This window comes from Reyranella sp., from assembly GCF_004296935.1.
In the GTDB taxonomy this organism is placed as follows: domain Bacteria; phylum Pseudomonadota; class Alphaproteobacteria; order Reyranellales; family Reyranellaceae; genus Reyranella.
In genome coordinates this window covers 13285-29220 of the sequence record NZ_SCVH01000039.1, presented here as the reverse complement: position 1 = coordinate 29220, position 15936 = coordinate 13285, and the positions used below count along the sequence as shown (strand labels likewise).

Annotated in this window: 20 protein-coding genes; 9 read left to right on the top strand and 11 right to left on the bottom strand. The window is 67.1% G+C overall.

Annotated features, from left to right (window positions below; translation table 11 throughout):
* Positions 1–27 precede the first annotated feature (27 nt).
* The gene (locus tag EPO55_RS05025) at positions 28–507 is read left to right on the top strand and encodes a hypothetical protein (protein ID WP_296335373.1); all 480 of its coding nucleotides are present in this window, start codon (positions 28–30) and stop codon (positions 505–507) included.
* Here EPO55_RS05025 and EPO55_RS05020 read toward each other — a convergent pair.
* Positions 504–1139, bottom strand: coding sequence for a hypothetical protein (locus EPO55_RS05020; protein WP_296335371.1), 636 nt, complete (start codon positions 1137–1139; stop codon positions 504–506). The two genes, EPO55_RS05025 and EPO55_RS05020, sit on opposite strands and share 4 nt — an antisense overlap.
* Positions 1140–1231: 92 nt before the next feature.
* Positions 1232–1579 (bottom strand): hypothetical protein, encoded by a 348-nt coding sequence (locus EPO55_RS05015; protein WP_296335370.1) that lies wholly within the window; start codon positions 1577–1579, stop codon positions 1232–1234.
* 131 nt (positions 1580–1710) lie between these two features.
* Here EPO55_RS05015 and EPO55_RS05010 point away from each other — a divergent pair, with 131 nt between their 5' ends.
* The gene (locus EPO55_RS05010) at positions 1711–1935 is read left to right on the top strand and encodes a hypothetical protein (protein ID WP_296335368.1); all 225 of its coding nucleotides are present in this window, start codon (positions 1711–1713) and stop codon (positions 1933–1935) included.
* A gap of 34 nt (positions 1936–1969) precedes the next feature.
* Here the strand turns inward: EPO55_RS05010 and EPO55_RS05005 are convergent, their stop codons facing one another.
* Both EPO55_RS05005 and EPO55_RS05000 read right to left on the bottom strand, forming a co-directional pair.
* On the bottom strand, positions 1970–2347 hold the full coding sequence (locus EPO55_RS05005) for a hypothetical protein (protein ID WP_296335367.1): 378 nt from the start codon (positions 2345–2347) through the stop codon (positions 1970–1972).
* A 32-nt stretch (positions 2348–2379) separates the two neighbouring features.
* On the bottom strand, positions 2380–3111 hold the full coding sequence (locus tag EPO55_RS05000; RefSeq protein WP_296335366.1) for a glutathione S-transferase family protein: 732 nt from the start codon (positions 3109–3111) through the stop codon (positions 2380–2382).
* Positions 3112–3173: 62 nt separating this feature from the next.
* Between EPO55_RS05000 and EPO55_RS04995 the strand changes: the two genes are divergently transcribed.
* Positions 3174–3362 (top strand): hypothetical protein, encoded by a 189-nt coding sequence (locus EPO55_RS04995; protein ID WP_296335365.1) that lies wholly within the window; start codon positions 3174–3176, stop codon positions 3360–3362.
* A gap of 4 nt (positions 3363–3366) precedes the next feature.
* Here the strand turns inward: EPO55_RS04995 and EPO55_RS04990 are convergent, their stop codons facing one another.
* Together EPO55_RS04990 and EPO55_RS04985 are read right to left on the bottom strand one after the other, a co-directional pair.
* Positions 3367–3594 carry a hypothetical protein gene (locus EPO55_RS04990; protein ID WP_296335364.1) on the bottom strand — a complete coding sequence of 76 codons (228 nt, stop codon included), beginning with the start codon at positions 3592–3594 and terminating at the stop codon, positions 3367–3369.
* A gap of 271 nt (positions 3595–3865) precedes the next feature.
* Positions 3866–4267: a hypothetical protein gene (locus EPO55_RS04985; RefSeq protein WP_296335363.1), complete on the bottom strand. Its 402-nt coding sequence runs from the start codon at positions 4265–4267 to the stop codon at positions 3866–3868.
* Between the two features lie 78 nt (positions 4268–4345).
* Between EPO55_RS04985 and EPO55_RS04980 the strand changes: the two genes are divergently transcribed.
* Positions 4346–5575: an MFS transporter gene (locus EPO55_RS04980; protein ID WP_296335362.1), complete on the top strand. Its 1230-nt coding sequence runs from the start codon at positions 4346–4348 to the stop codon at positions 5573–5575.
* 21 nt (positions 5576–5596) lie between these two features.
* Here the strand turns inward: EPO55_RS04980 and EPO55_RS04975 are convergent, their stop codons facing one another.
* Positions 5597–6145, bottom strand: a complete 549-nt coding sequence (locus tag EPO55_RS04975; RefSeq protein ID WP_296335361.1) for a hypothetical protein — start codon at positions 6143–6145, stop codon at positions 5597–5599.
* Between the two features lie 162 nt (positions 6146–6307).
* Here EPO55_RS04975 and EPO55_RS04970 point away from each other — a divergent pair, with 162 nt between their 5' ends.
* Positions 6308–6847 (top strand): DUF1993 domain-containing protein, encoded by a 540-nt coding sequence (locus EPO55_RS04970; RefSeq protein WP_296335360.1) that lies wholly within the window; start codon positions 6308–6310, stop codon positions 6845–6847.
* 6 nt (positions 6848–6853) lie between these two features.
* Here EPO55_RS04970 and EPO55_RS04965 read toward each other — a convergent pair whose 3' ends face one another.
* From EPO55_RS04965 to EPO55_RS04955, 3 genes are all read right to left on the bottom strand, one after another.
* The gene (locus EPO55_RS04965; protein ID WP_296335359.1) at positions 6854–8410 is read right to left on the bottom strand and encodes a hypothetical protein; all 1557 of its coding nucleotides are present in this window, start codon (positions 8408–8410) and stop codon (positions 6854–6856) included.
* A complete protein-coding gene (locus tag EPO55_RS04960; RefSeq protein ID WP_296335358.1) occupies positions 8411–9427 on the bottom strand; it encodes an SGNH/GDSL hydrolase family protein in 1017 nt (338 codons plus the stop codon).
* 181 nt (positions 9428–9608) lie between these two features.
* Positions 9609–9989, bottom strand: coding sequence for a hypothetical protein (locus tag EPO55_RS04955; RefSeq protein ID WP_296335356.1), 381 nt, complete (start codon positions 9987–9989; stop codon positions 9609–9611).
* 142 nt (positions 9990–10131) lie between these two features.
* On the opposite strand from EPO55_RS04955, the gene EPO55_RS04950 reads away from it, so the two are divergent.
* Positions 10132–10878, top strand: coding sequence for a Bax inhibitor-1/YccA family protein (locus tag EPO55_RS04950; RefSeq protein WP_296335355.1), 747 nt, complete (start codon positions 10132–10134; stop codon positions 10876–10878).
* Between the two features lie 109 nt (positions 10879–10987).
* A complete protein-coding gene (locus tag EPO55_RS04945; RefSeq protein ID WP_296335354.1) occupies positions 10988–11974 on the top strand; it encodes a tripartite tricarboxylate transporter substrate binding protein in 987 nt (328 codons plus the stop codon).
* A 29-nt stretch (positions 11975–12003) separates the two neighbouring features.
* On the opposite strand, the gene EPO55_RS04940 is transcribed toward EPO55_RS04945, so the two are convergent.
* Positions 12004–12204, bottom strand: a complete 201-nt coding sequence (locus EPO55_RS04940) for a DUF6726 family protein (RefSeq protein WP_296335353.1) — start codon at positions 12202–12204, stop codon at positions 12004–12006.
* A 457-nt stretch (positions 12205–12661) separates the two neighbouring features.
* Between EPO55_RS04940 and EPO55_RS04935 the strand changes: the two genes are divergently transcribed.
* Positions 12662–14527 (top strand): dihydroxy-acid dehydratase, encoded by a 1866-nt coding sequence (locus EPO55_RS04935; RefSeq protein WP_296335352.1) that lies wholly within the window; start codon positions 12662–12664, stop codon positions 14525–14527.
* A gap of 35 nt (positions 14528–14562) precedes the next feature.
* On the top strand, positions 14563–15732 hold the full coding sequence (locus tag EPO55_RS04930) for an acyl-CoA dehydrogenase family protein (protein WP_296335351.1): 1170 nt from the start codon (positions 14563–14565) through the stop codon (positions 15730–15732).
* The last annotated feature ends 204 nt before the right edge of the window (positions 15733–15936 follow it).

The window sequence follows — 15936 nt, the reverse complement described above, 5'->3', positions numbered from 1 at the left end:
CGGAACCGCGGGGGAGGGTGAAGGCCAATGACGCTGCGTCCGGAATTCACCCTCGGCCACTCGGAGTACAACGCCTTCCTCTTCGCCTCGGTCGGCGAAGAGGCGGTCGGCGTGCAGCTCACGGTCCTCACGGCTTTGACGCGCCTCGGCCTCGACCCGTGGCAGGAGGCCGCCCGCTTGTCGGACCTTCCCCGGGAGGCCGCGGCCCGGGCGCTGGCTGCCGTGATAGAGACGCTGTCGGAAGGTGATTGGAAGGCCTCGGAGTCAGGCGCCATTGCGACCCGTCTTGTCGATTGGCTGCCGGGGCGAAGCACCCCGGCCGTGCCGTCCCTTGTTGCTGGATCCCGCGAGGCGGGACTTGTCGATGGAGAGAGGATGAAGCCAGGCCATGAGCGATGGCTGGTGTGGGGCGCGGTTTTCATCGCGGTCCTTGCCCTGACTCTGTACCTGCAGCCCGACAACAACCTAGAACCTTCTCCGGGAGCTGGTGATTCAACGCAGCGCTAGGATGGCGGCGTCGGCGGCAGCATGCGGTCTATGGCATTGATCCAGACCTCGCGCGCAGCCTCGACCGACAGGTGGTGACGCTCGCGCATCCGCCCCCAGCTTTCGAAATCGATCAGCGCCTCGAGGGCGATCACGAGTTGCTTGCGTTCCGCTTCCGGCAAGGTCGAGAGCTCCGGCCGGTACATCAGCTTCAGGCGCGCAGCGACGGCATCGCGCATCTGCTCGATCCGCATTTTCAACAGCTCCGATTCGTTCTGGTTGTGCAGCAGCGCGCGCCACAGCGGCAACCATCGCTCGCAGACCCCGGCGCGCGTCTCGACATGCGACCTGAGCCGGGTCTGCCGGTCGGCATCGGCATGCCGGATCACGGCTTGGGCCATACCCTGTGCAAAGGCATAGTCGGCGGCGGCAAAGCTCAAGGTCAGCATGTCAGCGAAGCGCTCGAACACCGACCGCACCGAGCAGCCGGCCCGCTTGGCGATCTGCGCCGCCGTCGGCACCTGCGGGCTTTCGCGCAGGAGGTCGAGATAGGCCTCGATGATCAGCTGCTTGGTCCGCTCGCTGCGCAGGCGCCGGCCGTCGATCCGGCGGTTCTTGGGAGAGGATCCGGTCACGCCAGCATCGTCGATCATCTCTGAAAAGGGCTCCGGGTCGGGACAAACAACCCGCGCACTGTGACGGCCTTTGCCGCGGCGTGCCAGCATCCCGGCAGCGCAGGGCGGCGCTAGAGACACCTGAAGCGAGTCTCCAGATTGACCTCGTCGACGAGGTTGTCCTGCAACGTCCGATAGGGCTGCCCCTTGCAGGTCCGGTCCATGAACCGCCGGGCCACGTTCGACGCCCGCGCGCGCTCGGCCTCGGGATCGGGATTGATCACCAGTGTCGCCCGCACGACCAGCATCCGGTACTCGTTCGCTACTTCGGTCGGCGCGATGCGGACCTCGAACAGCCGTCCCTCGACCCTGACCGTCTCGACCTGCGACCGGTCGAGCGTGGCCTTGTCGTTGCAGGCACCGAGCACCAGCGCGATGGGGAGAAGGAGGAGGATTGGCAGGGTGGGGTATCCCGGCATGGTCGGCCTTCGGGCATTTGGGCGGTAACCCAAGGATAACCCACTTGAGGCCATTTGCTGCCCCCTGCGTTGATATCGGCCAATCCGACGGGAAAGGCGTATAAGCGCCCCAACCCACAATGGAGACTCCCATGGCACAGAAGCCCACGAAGCGGATGGAATACGTCCTGTTCAACGTCACCTACGAGGACGGCAGCCAGCGCTCAAATCGCCGCGTCCCGCTCGATGCCCTCGGCGGCCTCGAGAAGGACGGCCCCGCCCGCGCCATCATCGAGGCGCAGGATCGCGAGGTCGCCGAGAAGTCGGGCAAGGCAGCACTCGCCATTAAGGCCCTGGAGCGTGCGGGCGGCCGCTAGCCCCCCGTTTGTTGGCCCCAGTCGTTAGCCGGTATCAGGAGACCGGCAGGCTTCGTATCCATTTGCGCGCCGGGCCGACCTGGCGGAAGACACGCATCGGCCGGTCGGCCGCGGCCAGCATGCCAAGCACACGGCCCGCCGCCTCCGTATGGTCGTCCGGCAGGACCGCGGCCAGGGCACCCATCGCGTGACCTTCGGCATGCGTGGCGCGCATGCGCACGCCCAGTGCCAGCATCTCCTCGGGCGTCATGCGGATGCGGGCCTGCCTGCCATCGAACAGCTTGCGATAGGCGTAGGCACCGGCCTGGCCGACGGCATCGAGATAGGCCTCGACCTCGGCGCGCGTGACATCGCCCTCCGCGACCGCGGTGACGAGTCTCTGCTGCTGGTCGATGTCCCAATAAAATGGCATGGCGGGTAACCTTGGCAGAGAGCGGATCGAGGTCAAACTGCCGTGAATGGCCCTATCTTCGCCACAGCGAACGCCGGTCGCGCCTGGATCGCCACCCACCACGCGGCGACGCGCGGATGCTTGGCCGGCGTCATCTCGTCGGGTGCGATCTCCTCGTCGAGGCGTTTGATGAACGGCACGGCACCGATATCGGCCAACGAATAGTGTTCGCCCGCCAGCCACGCGGTTTGCCTGAGTGTCTCCTCCATCCTGTCGAGCAGCCCGACCTTGAGCTTGTCGCGGGCCTCTTGACGTTCCTCCTCGGTGTAGGGCTTGCGAGCCGTGCGCAGCCACGCCTCGCGCCGTTCCTTGCTCGGCACGTTCTTGAGCTTCTCGGCCAACTCGGTGTCCGACCACTGCGTGGCGACCTTCGCCATCGAGTGCGCCCAGTTGAAGATGATGAGGTTGCCGATCAGCCCGTCGATATGGCGGATCCAGTTGCGCATCACCGCACGGTCGAAGGCGTCGGCCGGCCGGAGCGGCGGCTCGGGATGGGTCTCGTCGAGATATTCGCAGATCGTGCCGCTCTCGTAGAGCGAGCGCCCGTCCTCGAGGATGAGGAGCGGGATGACGCCGTTGGGATTGAGCTTCAAGAAGGCGGGCGAGTGATGCTCCATCTTGGTCAGGTCGATCACCTTGCTCTCGAATTCGAGTCCTTTTTCGGCCAGGCAGAGCCGCACACGGCGCGACGCCGACGATCTCCACCCGTGATAGAGCACATACATTGGGGACTCCGGCGAAAGGGGCACAAGCATTGGGACTCCAGAGTAGCCTGTCTTCAGGCCAGGTGCCGCAACGTCCGGTTCTGCGCTTCGGCAGGTGGTGTTGGCCTTCAGCCGCCGCCACAGTCGCCGCCCTCGCCAAGGCCAGCTTCGTCGACGTCGTTGCCTCGAAGAAGACGGTCCACAAATCCATCGAGCTTTCGAAGCAGATCTCGGGCTGGCGCCTGCCGGCCCGCCAGGCTTTCAAGGTCTAGGCCTTCAAGGTCTGGCTATCGGTGGTCCGGGCTGGCCCTTGATCCACCTGCGCGCCGGCCCGAGCTGACGGAAGACGCGCATCGGTCGTTGGGCGGCAGCCAGCATGCCCAGCACGCGGCCGACCGCCTCGACATGGTCGTTCGGCACTACCGCGGCTAGGGCGCCGACCGGCCCCTTGTCGTGCGACGCGCGCATGCGGGCGCCCAGCGCCATGATGTCCTCGGCTTCCATGCGCGTGGCGCCGCGCTTGCCGTCGAACAGCTTGCGGTAGCCGTGAGCCTGGACCTGGCAGAGGCGTCGAGGAAGGCGTCGAACTCGGCGCGCGTGACGTTGCCCTCCGCGACGGCGGTGACAAGTCTTTGCTCCAGGTCGATCTCCAAGCGAAGTGTCATGATCGACGCACCTTGGCAGCGGGACTGCAAGAAGACCAGCGCCGGCGGCCCTATGCTTTGGTCGGGGGTAGCCAGCCCGCAGCGGCGACGCCGAGGTCGTTGGGTCGGGGCTATTGGCCGACACGCTCGCTGGGATGCCGGGCGGGAGGCAGGGCGAGAAGCCATTTGAGTGCCCGCTCGCGCTTGGCGAAGAGGCGAAACGGACGGTCGGCGAGAGCGACCATGCCCAGGAGGCGGGCGAGTATCTCGGAATCTACTTCCGGCAGGATCGCCGCCATGGGGCCCATCGGACTCCGCGCATGCTCGGCGCGCATGTACACGCCCAGCAGCAGGACCTCGTCCTGTGTCATGCGCATGATGCTGCGGCCGCCGTCGTATAGTTTTCGATAGCCGTGGGCATCGCGCTCGTGGAGTGCATCGACCATGGCAACGAGCTCGCTGCAAGTGACCTCGCCCTCCGCCACTACGGTCACAAGGTCTCGATCGGGCTCGATGGTCCAATGGACGGGCATGTCACCTAAGTATTGGCAGCCCCGGTGCGTTTTACCAGAGAGACTTTGGCGCGGCCGTAGGGGACAGTCGGCGCATCCATGAGAGAGACCAAGAGCGAGACCCACCAGACCGACCTGTCGTTCCGGCATGTGCTCGGCACCAGTCCGATGGATTTCTGGCGCCTGTGGTACGTCGGCCTGGTCGTTTCCACCGTGCGCTGGCTTGAGACGGTCGTCATGGGCATCGTCGTCTATCAGCAGACCGGCTCCGCATTTGCTGTCGCGATGGTCACCATGCTTCGTCTGCTGCCCATGGGCCTGTTTGGCGCCTTCCTCGGCGCTCTGGCCGAACGCTTCGATCGCCGCCTGACGCTGGCCGGCATGGTCGGCCTGCTGGCCGTCATGTCGGCCGTGCTTTCCGTCGTCGCTTTTGCGTCGACGCTCGAGGTCTGGCACCTAGCCGTCGCCAGCTTCGTCAACGGCTGCGGCTGGGCCACCGACAATCCGCTCCGCCGTGTGATGATGGGCGAAGTCATGGGCCGCGACCGCATGGCCACCGCGATGGCGCTCGATGTCGGCGCCGGCAATGCGAGCCGCATGGTCGGCCCTGCCGCGGGCGGCCTGTTGCTGGCAGGCGTCGGCATAGAAGGCGCATTCCTGCTGAGTGTGGTGATGTACGTCACCGCCGTCGCCGCCACGCTCCTTGTGCGCAGCCACATTCCCACCGCCGAAGGCGCTGGCGCCGTGCTCGCCCGCACTTGGGAGGGCGTGGTGCTCATCTTTTCCGACCGTCGCCTCGGCGCCATCATGGCGGTGACCGTCATCTACAATGTCTTCGCCTGGCCCTTCACCAGCATGATCCCGGTGATCGGCACCGACCGGCTGTCGCTCGGCCCTGAAGGCGTCGGCCTCCTCACCAGCGTCGACGGCGTCGGCGCCTTCATGGGCGCCCTCCTGCTGGCGCTGTGGTTGACGCCGGGCTGGCACGCCCGCGCCTATGTCGGCGGCGTGGCCACCTACCTGGTGGGGTTGATCGCCTTCGCAGCTGCCCCCACGCCTCTGCTGGCCGGCGCCGCACTGCTGCTGACCGGCCTCGCCGGCGCGGCCTTTTCCACCTTGCAGGCAACGCTCGTCTATCTGGCGGCTCCCGCCCACATGCGCTCACGCATCCTGGGGGTGCTGTCGGTGTGCATCGGCACCGGGCCGATCGGTTTCGTCTGGCTGGGCTGGCTCGCCGACCTGTTCGGCGCGCCGGAAGCAACGGCGATCACCGGCGTGATGGGCCTGCTGGCGCTCGCCGCGACCTGGCCGCTGTGGCGAAGGATTTGAATTGTGGGCGCGCGGTGATCGTCAGTGCCGGTTGGCCTGCTGACGGATGCGTTCCGGCGCCACCAGCGCGCAGCCCTTGGGAAACTTGCAGGCTGACGCCTTCGAGCAGATCGTACCGTTGCCGCAATCCTGGAAGTAGGCGGTGTTCATGCAGCTGCCACGGCTCGAGCAGATCCGGCCCTCGGCGCAACGCGCGTCGCCGCACATCGGACCGGTCGCCGCCGGCCCGCCGGTGCATTGGCCCTCCGCGGAGCACTGCGCGCCGGACGGACAGATCATGCCGCTCGCGCATTCCGAGTAGCTGCCGGGGACGCAGGTGCCGCGCCTGACCGTGCCCTCGCGAAAGCCGGGATCGCACCACGTCCCGGTCGACGTGCGCACGCTGCCGGGCACGGCGTCGACCAGCCGGCCGCACTGGCCACCCAGCAGGCAGGCATGGCCGGCCGGGCAATTGTAGCCATTGCCGCAATCGACGCGGCTCTGCGCCGAGGCAGGTGCTGCCAGCAGCAACAGTGCGGTCAGCGATGCCGCAAGCAACGCCATCACATTTCTGCAAATGGAGATGGGCATGTCGTTTCTCCCCCGGAACAGCCTTACGGAAGGCTAGCCCCTTTGAGGTGGGTTGTCCCCGGGCGCGCGTGGCTGCTCGCGATCCGTATGAGCATGAGCGCTCCCAACGGCGACCTGCTATAGCCACGGCCCAATCCGACACAGCCCCCACCCGAGGTCCAGATGATCCACGCCCCCGTGATCCACGCCATCGTCGTCACCCAGTTTGCCAAGATGCTGAACAACCTCGTCGCCATCCTGGGCGAGGCGGAAAAATTCGCCGCCGAGAAGAAGTTCGACACTTCGATCCTCTTGCAGTCGCGCCTCTCGCCCGACCAGTTCAGCCTGGTGCAGCAGATCCGGACCGCCTGCGACACCGCCAAGCTCGGCGCCGCGCGCCTCGCCGGTCGCGACAAGGACGTGCCGGTGCATGCCGACACCGAGCAGACGATGGCCGAGATCAAGGCGCGCATCGAAAGCGTGATCGCCTACCTGAAGGGCTTCTCGCCCGACGCCTTCGCCGGGGCGGCCGAGCGCCGCATCACCCAGCCGCGCTGGAACGGCAAGTCGCTGTCGGGTCAGGAATTCCTGGTCCAGCACGTCCTGCCGAATTTCTATTTTCACGTGACGACCGCCTACGCGATCCTGCGTCACAACGGCGTCGGCATCGGCAAGAAGAACTACCTCGGCGACATGCCCTATCGTGAGGCCGTCGCCGCCTGACGCGCGTCAGGGTTTGCAGTCGACCTTCACCTGCCGCGGCGTGAAGGTCGGCAGCGCGGTCGAAGCCCCGGCCGGCCACGGCCGGGGCCACGCGTCCCCGGCCAGGTTCTTCTCGATCGTCGGCAACAGCTGGTTGAAGGCGGCCCAGGCCCGGATGCGGGTGCCGGCATAGTTCGTATGCACGGCATCGGTGAAGAGGTCGGGGTCGAGCGGCATGCTGCCGGCGATATCGACGAAGGGCAGGCCGTGGACGGCGGCATACTTGGCGAGCAGGCGGTTCTGGAATGCCGCCAGCCGCTCGAGATCGCGGTAGCGGAACGGCCAGTTGCCGGCATTGAGCTGTTCCAGGATGTACTTGTGTCGGAGCGGATCGACGACCAGCCCGTCCTTCACCATCCACACGAACGAACTGAGCGCGAGCTGTCCGCCCACCGTCGCAAGGTCGGCCCGGATCCGGTCGAGATCCTTCTGGATGACGTTCAGGTTCACCGGCAGGGTCGGATGGGCGAGATCCGGATCGGCCTCGTCGAGGCCGGCCGGCCAGACCACGCGATAGTCGGGCTTCGGCCATTCGCCGCCATCGGCCTCGGCGCCCGCGACACTGAGGGCCGCCTGGACGCGGCCCATCACGGCGGAATAGCGCGCGGCCTCGCGGAGCCATGAGGGCGCGCCGCCGGCCTGCTGCCCTGGCGGCCGCACGACCGGCCCGGCCGGCACTTTCTCCACGATCGACGCCGGCCGGAACTGATTGCCACCCTCGTGGTAGACGACCAGGTCGGGCCGTAACGGCAACACCTCCGTGCGCACGACGGCGGCGATGTCCGTCGAGATGATGCTTTCGCGCCCGGCATTCAGCACCTCGAACCGGATCGCAAGCCCCTTCGACTTCGCCCAGAGGTTGAGCCAGTTGCCGATGAACTCTGGCCAGGAGAACGGAAAATGGTGCGACTCGACCACGGTCGAGGATCCCACAAACACGATGCGCACGGTCCTCTCGCCGCGCGGGTCCTCGATGGGCGCGCCGCGCCAGCCGATCTGGTTGGTCGTCAAGCCGCTGGGCAGCGTGGCGTCGGGCGGGAAGCGATAGGGCGGCGTCGCCTGGCCATCGCGCGGGTCGTAGAGGAAGAGCTGCCCGGGCGCGAAGCGCAGACGCCTGTTGGTGCAGGGGTCGCCGGCAAAGACGGCGTTCCAGGCTTTGAACGCGTCCGAGGGCAGGAACTCCAGTCCGCCGACTGGATTGGCCACGACGAAGCGGTAGAGCCGTTCCCACGCCTCCGGCACGGGGCGCCGGTTTGGCAACGGCGGCGGCTCGGCGAAGAACCAGTCGCGTGCCACACCCGGGCTCCGCGCCACCCGGTCCACCGTCTCCTGCCTGACGCTCGCCACGCCCATGGGCTCGCTGAGCGGCATCGACAGCATGTTGTAGCCGTCGATGTAGCGGACGACGGCTTCGGCCACCATCAGGCTCGCGACGACCGATGCCAGCATCAGCAGGGCGTTCTTGACGTGCAGGCCGATACGCCCGGAAGGGATGCTTGCCGGAGACTCGTCGCGCGTCGCCATCTAGCAGCCCTTGCCCTGGTCGCGGCACAGACGATCCAGCAATGCCGTCAGTTCGGGAACCATCTTTCGGGTGAAAGCGGTCGCCGCCCGAGCATTGGGATGCGGGTCGGGCACCGTCACCCACAGACTCGAGGGCTCGAGATCCTGCACGGCGGGCAGAAGATCGACGAAAGGCACGCCGAGGCTTTCCACGTGCGCGCGGACTTTTGCCGTGACGTCGGTGAACGGATACGGCGTGAGCTCGCGCACTTCGGGCACATGGAAGACGACCAGCTGGGCGTTGAGATTGCGCACCGTCGCGGCAAACCCGGCAAGGGCCTTCCGGGTTTGCTTCCAGCCGGCGGTGTCGTCGCCGTAAAGATCCCGGTAGTAGCGTTTCCAGTCCGGCGCTTCGCCGAACTGGCGCAGCAGGAGATCGAACCTGTAGGTCAGGACCACCCAGGCGGCGGAATGTTCGGTGAGCCACGCCTTCTCGGGATAGGCCGGGATCGGCTCGGCGTCGTTGATGAAGTAGGCGAGCACGATGATGTCGGGTTTCAGCGGTGCGCCGGCGTCACGGAACAGCGTGAGCTCCTGCAGCGTGTTGTAGTTGCCGACGCCCAGGTTGAACCCGTCGACCTTGCGGCCGGCCGCGCTGAGCTGGGCCGTGACCTGGCGGGTGAATGTCTCGCGCTCGGCGACGCCCCAGCCCATGGTGATCGAATCGCCGACGAAGGCGATGCGGGCGACGCCGTCGTCGGCCTTTGCGTCGATCCCTGCGGTGATCCCGGCCGATCGGAATCCGCGGGAGTCGGTCTGGACGTCGACCCCCATCAGCCTGGCGTCGGCCCCAGGGCGATGCCGATGGCCCAGGTCCGGCTGCCTGTCGCGCACCTTGACCTCGCGCGCGTACTTCCACATTTCGAGCTCGTACAGCATCCCGTCGTCGAGAAAGAGGCGCGTCAGTCCCTCGAGGGAGAGCAGGCAGAGAAGCGAGAGACCGACGACCAGAAGCGTGTTCGTCAGCGCCGACTTCACCAGGGAAACGAATCGCTGCTGCCAATGAAGACGGCGGGACCTTTCAGCGATGCCTTCGGGGTATGCTCTGGCGGATTCTGTCATCCAACAGTCTCGGGAATGAACCTCTGGACCCGTGGGAAATTAGCATTCCGCCAAACCCCGGAAAAGTCAGGGCAGTGCTGCGATGAGGAACGCGCCTTTAGGCGGGGTTGCCGCCTGGCCGTGCACGTCCCGGCATGGCGAGCGCGGCGGCGAACTCACGCTTGAGTTCGTCGAGGGTCAGCATGCCCGGTCGCGGCGGAAACTTGGACACCGCGGCGTTCCGCCTGTTTTCATCAGGCCACAGGGCCTGGCGCGCGCGGGTACGCGCCTCGTTGGTCTTGCCGCCGCGCAGGCTGGTGATCGCCGCCGCGAGACATCTCCGTTCCCAGTCGCCCAGCGGACAGACGCCGCTTTCGATGGCCATGAGGATCTGGGCGATGGCGGCGTGGGCCAGTTTCTTCGAGTCCTCGGGGGCGGCCCCGTCGGAGGCCTCGGCGAGGGACTTGCGCAGGGCAAGGAGTTTGGGCGAATCGGACATGGCGCCAGTATAAGCATCCGCTGCCCGTCGCACCCTCTATTGATTCACACAATTGATTCACCCCATTGATTCAGGGGGTCTTAGTGACCACATTGTCCGACGACGGGACTCAGGAAATCAGATCCCGCGGAGGTTGATCAAGATGGCGAACCAGGACTTCAACGCATTCAACAGGGCCGGCACCATTGGCGACCAGGCGACGTTCGATGTCGGCCTGCGCGCCCATATGATCCGGGTCTATAACTACATGGCCTCGGGGCTCGCCCTGTCGGGCATCGTGGCCTTCGGCCTGTTCAGCTCGCCCCAGCTCGCCGCGCTCTTCTTCCAGGTCCAGGCGGGCCAGGTCGTGGGCCTCAACATGCTGGGCTGGATCGCGATCTTTGCGCCGCTCGGCCTGCTGCTGCTGGTCTCGTTCCGTGCCGCCACCATGAGCGTCGGCGCGGTCCAGGCCGTCTACTGGGCGGTCACGGCTTTGATGGGCGTCAGCCTGTCGGTGCTGCTTTTCACCTATACCGGCGCCTCGGTCGCGCGGACCTTCTTCGTGACGGCCGCCGCCTTCGGCGCGCTCAGCCTCTACGGCTACACCACCAAGCGCGACCTGACGGCGATGGGCAAGTTCCTGTTCATGGGCGTCGTCGGCCTGATCCTGGCCGGCCTCGTCAACATGATCTGGCCGTCGGGCGCGATGAGCTTCATCATCTCCGCCGCCGGCGTGCTGATCTTCTCGGGGCTGATCGCCTACGATACCCAGAAGATCAAGGACCAGTACTCCGAGGCCTACGGCACCGACACGGCCGAGAAGGTCGCCATCTTCGGCGCCTTGAGCCTCTATCTCGACTTCGTGAACCTGTTCCAGTTCCTCATGATGTTCCTGGGCCAGCGCCGCTAGCCGCACCCGCACCAAAAGCAGACGCCCGGATCGAAAGATCCGGGCGTTCGTTTGTTCGGATTTCGCGCCTGTCTCTGCTAGAACTCCTTCGTTCTGGAGGAGACCGGCCATGATTTCGTCGCGACAATTCACACGCCGCCATGCTTTGACGGCCGCTGCGCTGCTGCTCACGTCCACAGCCGCGCGGGCGGCCGACTGGCCGGAGCGCACGATCCGCATGATCGTGCCCTTCGCTGCCGGCTCCGGCGCCGACACCGTCGGGCGCGTCTTCGCCGAGGAGCTGGCCAAGGCGCTGGGCCAGCCCGTCGTGGTCGACAACAAGGGCGGGGCGGGCGGCCTCGTGGGAACCGCGGAAGGCGCACGGGCGCCTGCCGACGGTTACACCCTGCTGCTCACCTCGCAGGGCACGACGGTGTTCAACCTCGGCCTCTACAAGGCGCCGGGCTACGATCCGCTGAAAGACCTCGTGCCGGTCACCGCCACCGGCATTCTCACCAACGTGATCGTCGTCTCCTCCGCCAACCCGGCCACCACCGTGGCCGACCTGGTCGCGCAGGCGCGCGCCAAGCCGGGCGAGCTCACCTACGGCTCGAGCGGAGTCGGCACCAGCGCCCACCTGTCGGGTGTGCTCCTCGAGCAGCGCACCGGCGTGCGCCAGCAGCACGTGCCCTACCGGGGCGCCCCGGCCGCTGTTCTCGCCGTGATGAACGGCGAGGTGACGTGGGGTTCCTTCAACGCCCCCACCGTGCTGGGCCAGATCAAGGCGGGCAAGCTCAAGGCGCTCGCCGTCACGACCAAGGACCGCTCGGTCATGCTGCCCGACGTGCCGACCATGATGGAGGCGGGCGTCCCCGACTGCGTCGTCGCCGTGTGGCTGGGCTTCGCCGTGCCGGCTGGCACGCCGGCGCCGATCGTCGCGCGCTTCAATGCCGAGCTCAACCGCATCGCCCAGAACCCGCAGGTGAAGGAGAAGCTCCTGGTCCAGGGCTTCGAGATGCTGCCGTCGGGCACGCCCGACGCCGCCCGCAAGCTGATCGTCGACGACCAGGCGCTCTGGCTGCCCATCCTCAAGGCCTCCGGCGCCAAGGCCGAATAGAGCGCCGGCGCGCCCAGTCGGTCGATCGTTCAGTCGATCACGTCGGCCGTGACGTCGAGCGGCGCCGCCACGACGTCGCCCGCTACCGGCACGATCTTGGCGCCGGCGCTGGTGACACGGACCGGGGCCGCGACCGCGCCGCAGCCGGCCAGGCTCGCGGCCGCGGCCCCGGCCAGCATCGCGCCCAGCGTCACGCGCAGCAGGCGTCGGTGTCGGAAAAATTGGGTCAACCTGTCTGATCCTTCCGTTTCCGTCGCGATGTACGGAAAACGCCGGCAACCCCCTCGGGTTGCCGGCGTTACCGGTCTGTCATCCACCGCGCCGGCCAAAGTCCCCCGTGACTCGGCCGGCCGTGCATGCCAGCGTTTGCGTTCGCGACGCCGGCCTTCGAAGCCGATGATTTCGGCCAATGACTGCAGGAGGACACGATGCGACAAGAGCTGATGTCCTGGTTGCGTATGATCGCCGTCGCCTTGGGGGGCGTTGCGATTGTCGGTGCGGTCGCCGTGCTCGGCGGACCGGCGCTGGAGCTGGTCGCGCTGAAATAGGCGTGGCGCCCCGGCGGCTTCGTCGGCCCAGGCTCGCCCGCCGCGAAACCCGCCCGTCCGTCGAATCTTGCCACGGCCCCTCGGTCTGGCGCATCTTCCGCGCCCTGACTGAGCGATCTCTTTTCCAAGGGCCTGCGCAATGAAACCGACCGACCTCCTCATCGACCGCCATCCCGGCCGCTCCACCCAGACGATCGGCATCGCGCGGGCGCTCGGGACCGACCCGGACCTGATCCACGAACCGTCGGTCGGCGTCGTCGGCACCAAGGGCGACAGCCAGTGCTATCTCGGCGTCCTGGCCAAGGTCGACGCCATCCACGAGCGGCTGAAGGCGCGGGTCGGCGCGGGCCAGGGCCAGCTCAAGCTGCGCCTGGTCCAGCCCGAGTTCACCATCGCCACCTCCGACGGCATGCGCAACGGCACGCGCGAGATGCGCTACTCGCTGATCGGCCGCGAGGTGACCAACGATGCGCTGTGCGAGCATCTGAGCGCCACCGGGCTTGCCGGCACCATCGCCGTCGTGGCCTGCGACAAGCCGCCGGTCGGCACGCTGGCGGCGCTGCTCGAGCACAACCGGCCCGCCATCATCATGTCGGACGGCCCGATCCATCCGGGCCACGATCCCAAGACCGGCGAGGCCATCGACCTCGTCACGGCGTATCAGGTCGCCGGCAACCCCGACGCGGCGTTCCGCCAGCACATCGCGCTCCACGCCTGCCCCGGCATCGGCAGCTGCGGCGGCATGTTCACCTACAACACCATGCAGACCTTCATCGGCGTCGTCGGCATGGAGCCGCTGCACATGGTGGCGCCGCCGTCCGACGATCCGCGCCGCACCCATGAATTCGCCGACGAGCTGGTGGCCTACCTCGCCGACATGATCGACAAGGACCTGAAGCCACGCGACATCGTGGTCCGCGATTCGATCCGCAACGCCGTGATCGTCGCTATGGCGATCGGCGGTTCGACCAACGTCACGCTCCATGCGCCGGAGATCGCGCGCGCCGCCGGCTACGCCGATTTCTGGAAGGACATCATCACGCCCGAGGAGTTCAACCACCTCTCGCAGCATGTCGTGCCCGTGCTCACCGATGCCCGGCCCTACGGCAAGTATTCGATGGTCGACATCGACAACGTGGGCGGCGTGCAGGTGATCGCGCGCGAGCTGCTCGACGCCGGTCTGCTGAACGGCGATGTCATGACCTGCACCGGCGAGACGCTGGCCGCCCAGATCGATCGCCTCGGCGCCAGGCGCGCCGACGGCAAGGTCGTCTACTCGGTCGACAAGCCTTATAAGCCGACCGGGGGCCTGCGCGTGCTGGGCGGCAACCTCTCGCCGGATTTCTCGGCCATCCTGAAGCTCGCCGGCGTCGAGGGCGGGCTGGAGGACAACACCTTCCGCGGCCGGGCGCGCGTCTTCGAGGGCGAGCGCCGCCTGCTCGAGGCGCTCGACAAGGCACCGGACTCCTTCCAGAACCACGACATGGTGATCGTGCGCTACGAGGGCCCGAGCGGCGCGCCCGGCATGCCCGAGATGCTCGATCCGACCTCGCGCATCACCACCCTCTGCCGCGAGCGCAACATCGTGATCGGCCTGATGACAGATGCCCGCTTCTCCGGCGGCTCGGTCGGCCTCGTCATCGGCCACGTCGGCCCCGAGGCGGCGCTGGGCGGCCCCATCGCCTTCGTCGAGGACGGCGACGAGATCGTGGTCGACCTCAACAAGAGCGAGCTCAACTGTCCCGCGCTCGACGATGCCGCGACCTTGGCCAAACGCAAGGCGGCCTGGGACAAGGCGGTCGCCGCCAACGGCGGCCTCCATCCCAACTGCGGCGCGGCCGACACGCGCCTGCTGCATCGCGCCCGCGCGACCGCCGTGCCCGCCACGCGCGGCGGCGGCCTGCACCCGAACCGCGAAGTCTGGGTCCGCGACCCGCGGCGAGCGGAGCGCTCCGGCTTCAAGGTCCAGAACAGGCACCGGCCCAAGACGAACAAATCGTTCTGAGATTCCGTCGTTCTGAGACTGCAAAGGGTGATCAGATGAGTGGAGTGGGTGCCGCGAAAGCCGCCGAGATCGCCGCGCGCGTGGAGGCATTCGTGCGCGACGTCGTGGTGCCCTACGAGCACGATCCCCGATGCGGCGACCACGGCCCGACCGATGAGCTGGTCGCCGAACTGCGGGCCAAGGCGCGCGCCGCGGGCGTGCTGACGCCGCACATTCTCAGCAACGGCAGCCATCTCAGCCAACGCGAGACCGCGACCGTCCTGAAGGCGTCCGGCCTGTCGCCCCTGGGTCCGGTGGCCGTGAACACGATGGCGCCCGACGAAGGCAACATGTACCTGCTGGGCAAGGTGGGCAGCCCGGAGATGAAGGAGCGCTTCCTGAAGCCGATGGTCGAGGGGCGCGCACGTTCGGCGTTCTTCATGACCGAACCGGCCGGAGAGGGCGGCGCGGGTTCCGACCCGTCGATGATGCAGACCACCGCGGTGCAGGACGGCAACCACTGGGTGATCAACGGCCGCAAGACCTTCATCACCGGCGCGAGGGGCGCCAAGGTCGGCATCGTCATGGCGAAATCCGCCGCCGGCGCCTGCATGTTCGTGGTCGACCTGCCCGATCCTGCCATCCGCATCGACCGCGTTATCGATACCATCGACAGTTCGATGCCGGGCGGCCACGCCATGGTGACGATCGACAATCTCCGCGTGCCGGCCGACCAGATGCTGGGCGAGGATGGCAAGGGCTTCAACTACGCCCAGGTGCGCCTCAGCCCGGCCCGCCTGTCGCATTGCATGCGCTGGTTCGGCGCCGCCAGCCGGGCCAACGAAATCGCCACGGCCTATGCGGTCAAACGCCAGGCCTTCGGCAAGCCGCTGATCGATCATGAGGGCGTGGGCTTCATGCTGGCCGACAACCTGATCGACCTCAAGCAGGCCGAACTGATGATCGACTGGTGCGCCGACGTCCTCGACACCGGCGTGCTCGGGACGACCGAGAGTTCGATGGCCAAGGTCGCCGTGTCGGAGGCGCTCTATCGCGTCGCCGATCGCTGCGTCCAGGTGATGGGCGGCACCGGCGTCTCCACCGACACGATCGTCGAGCAGGTCTTCAGGGAGGTCAGGGCCTTCCGCATCTACGACGGGCCGACCGAGGTCCACAAATGGTCGCTGGCGAAGAAGATCAAGCGCGACGCTGCGAAGACGCATTAGCGTCTTTCCGACTGACACAAACTCACCTCACCCTGCAGGTTTCATTGCTGGGAGCGCGCCACTCCAGTGGCGCTCGGAATTCAATGAATATGAGCGCCACTGGAGTGGCGCGCTCCCAGCGATGAGTCCGTCCAGCCGGAAAGACTCTAGGGGAAAGCTGTTGATCGCATTTGCTAGGCGATAGCGCCGGCGGGCGGTTCTTGA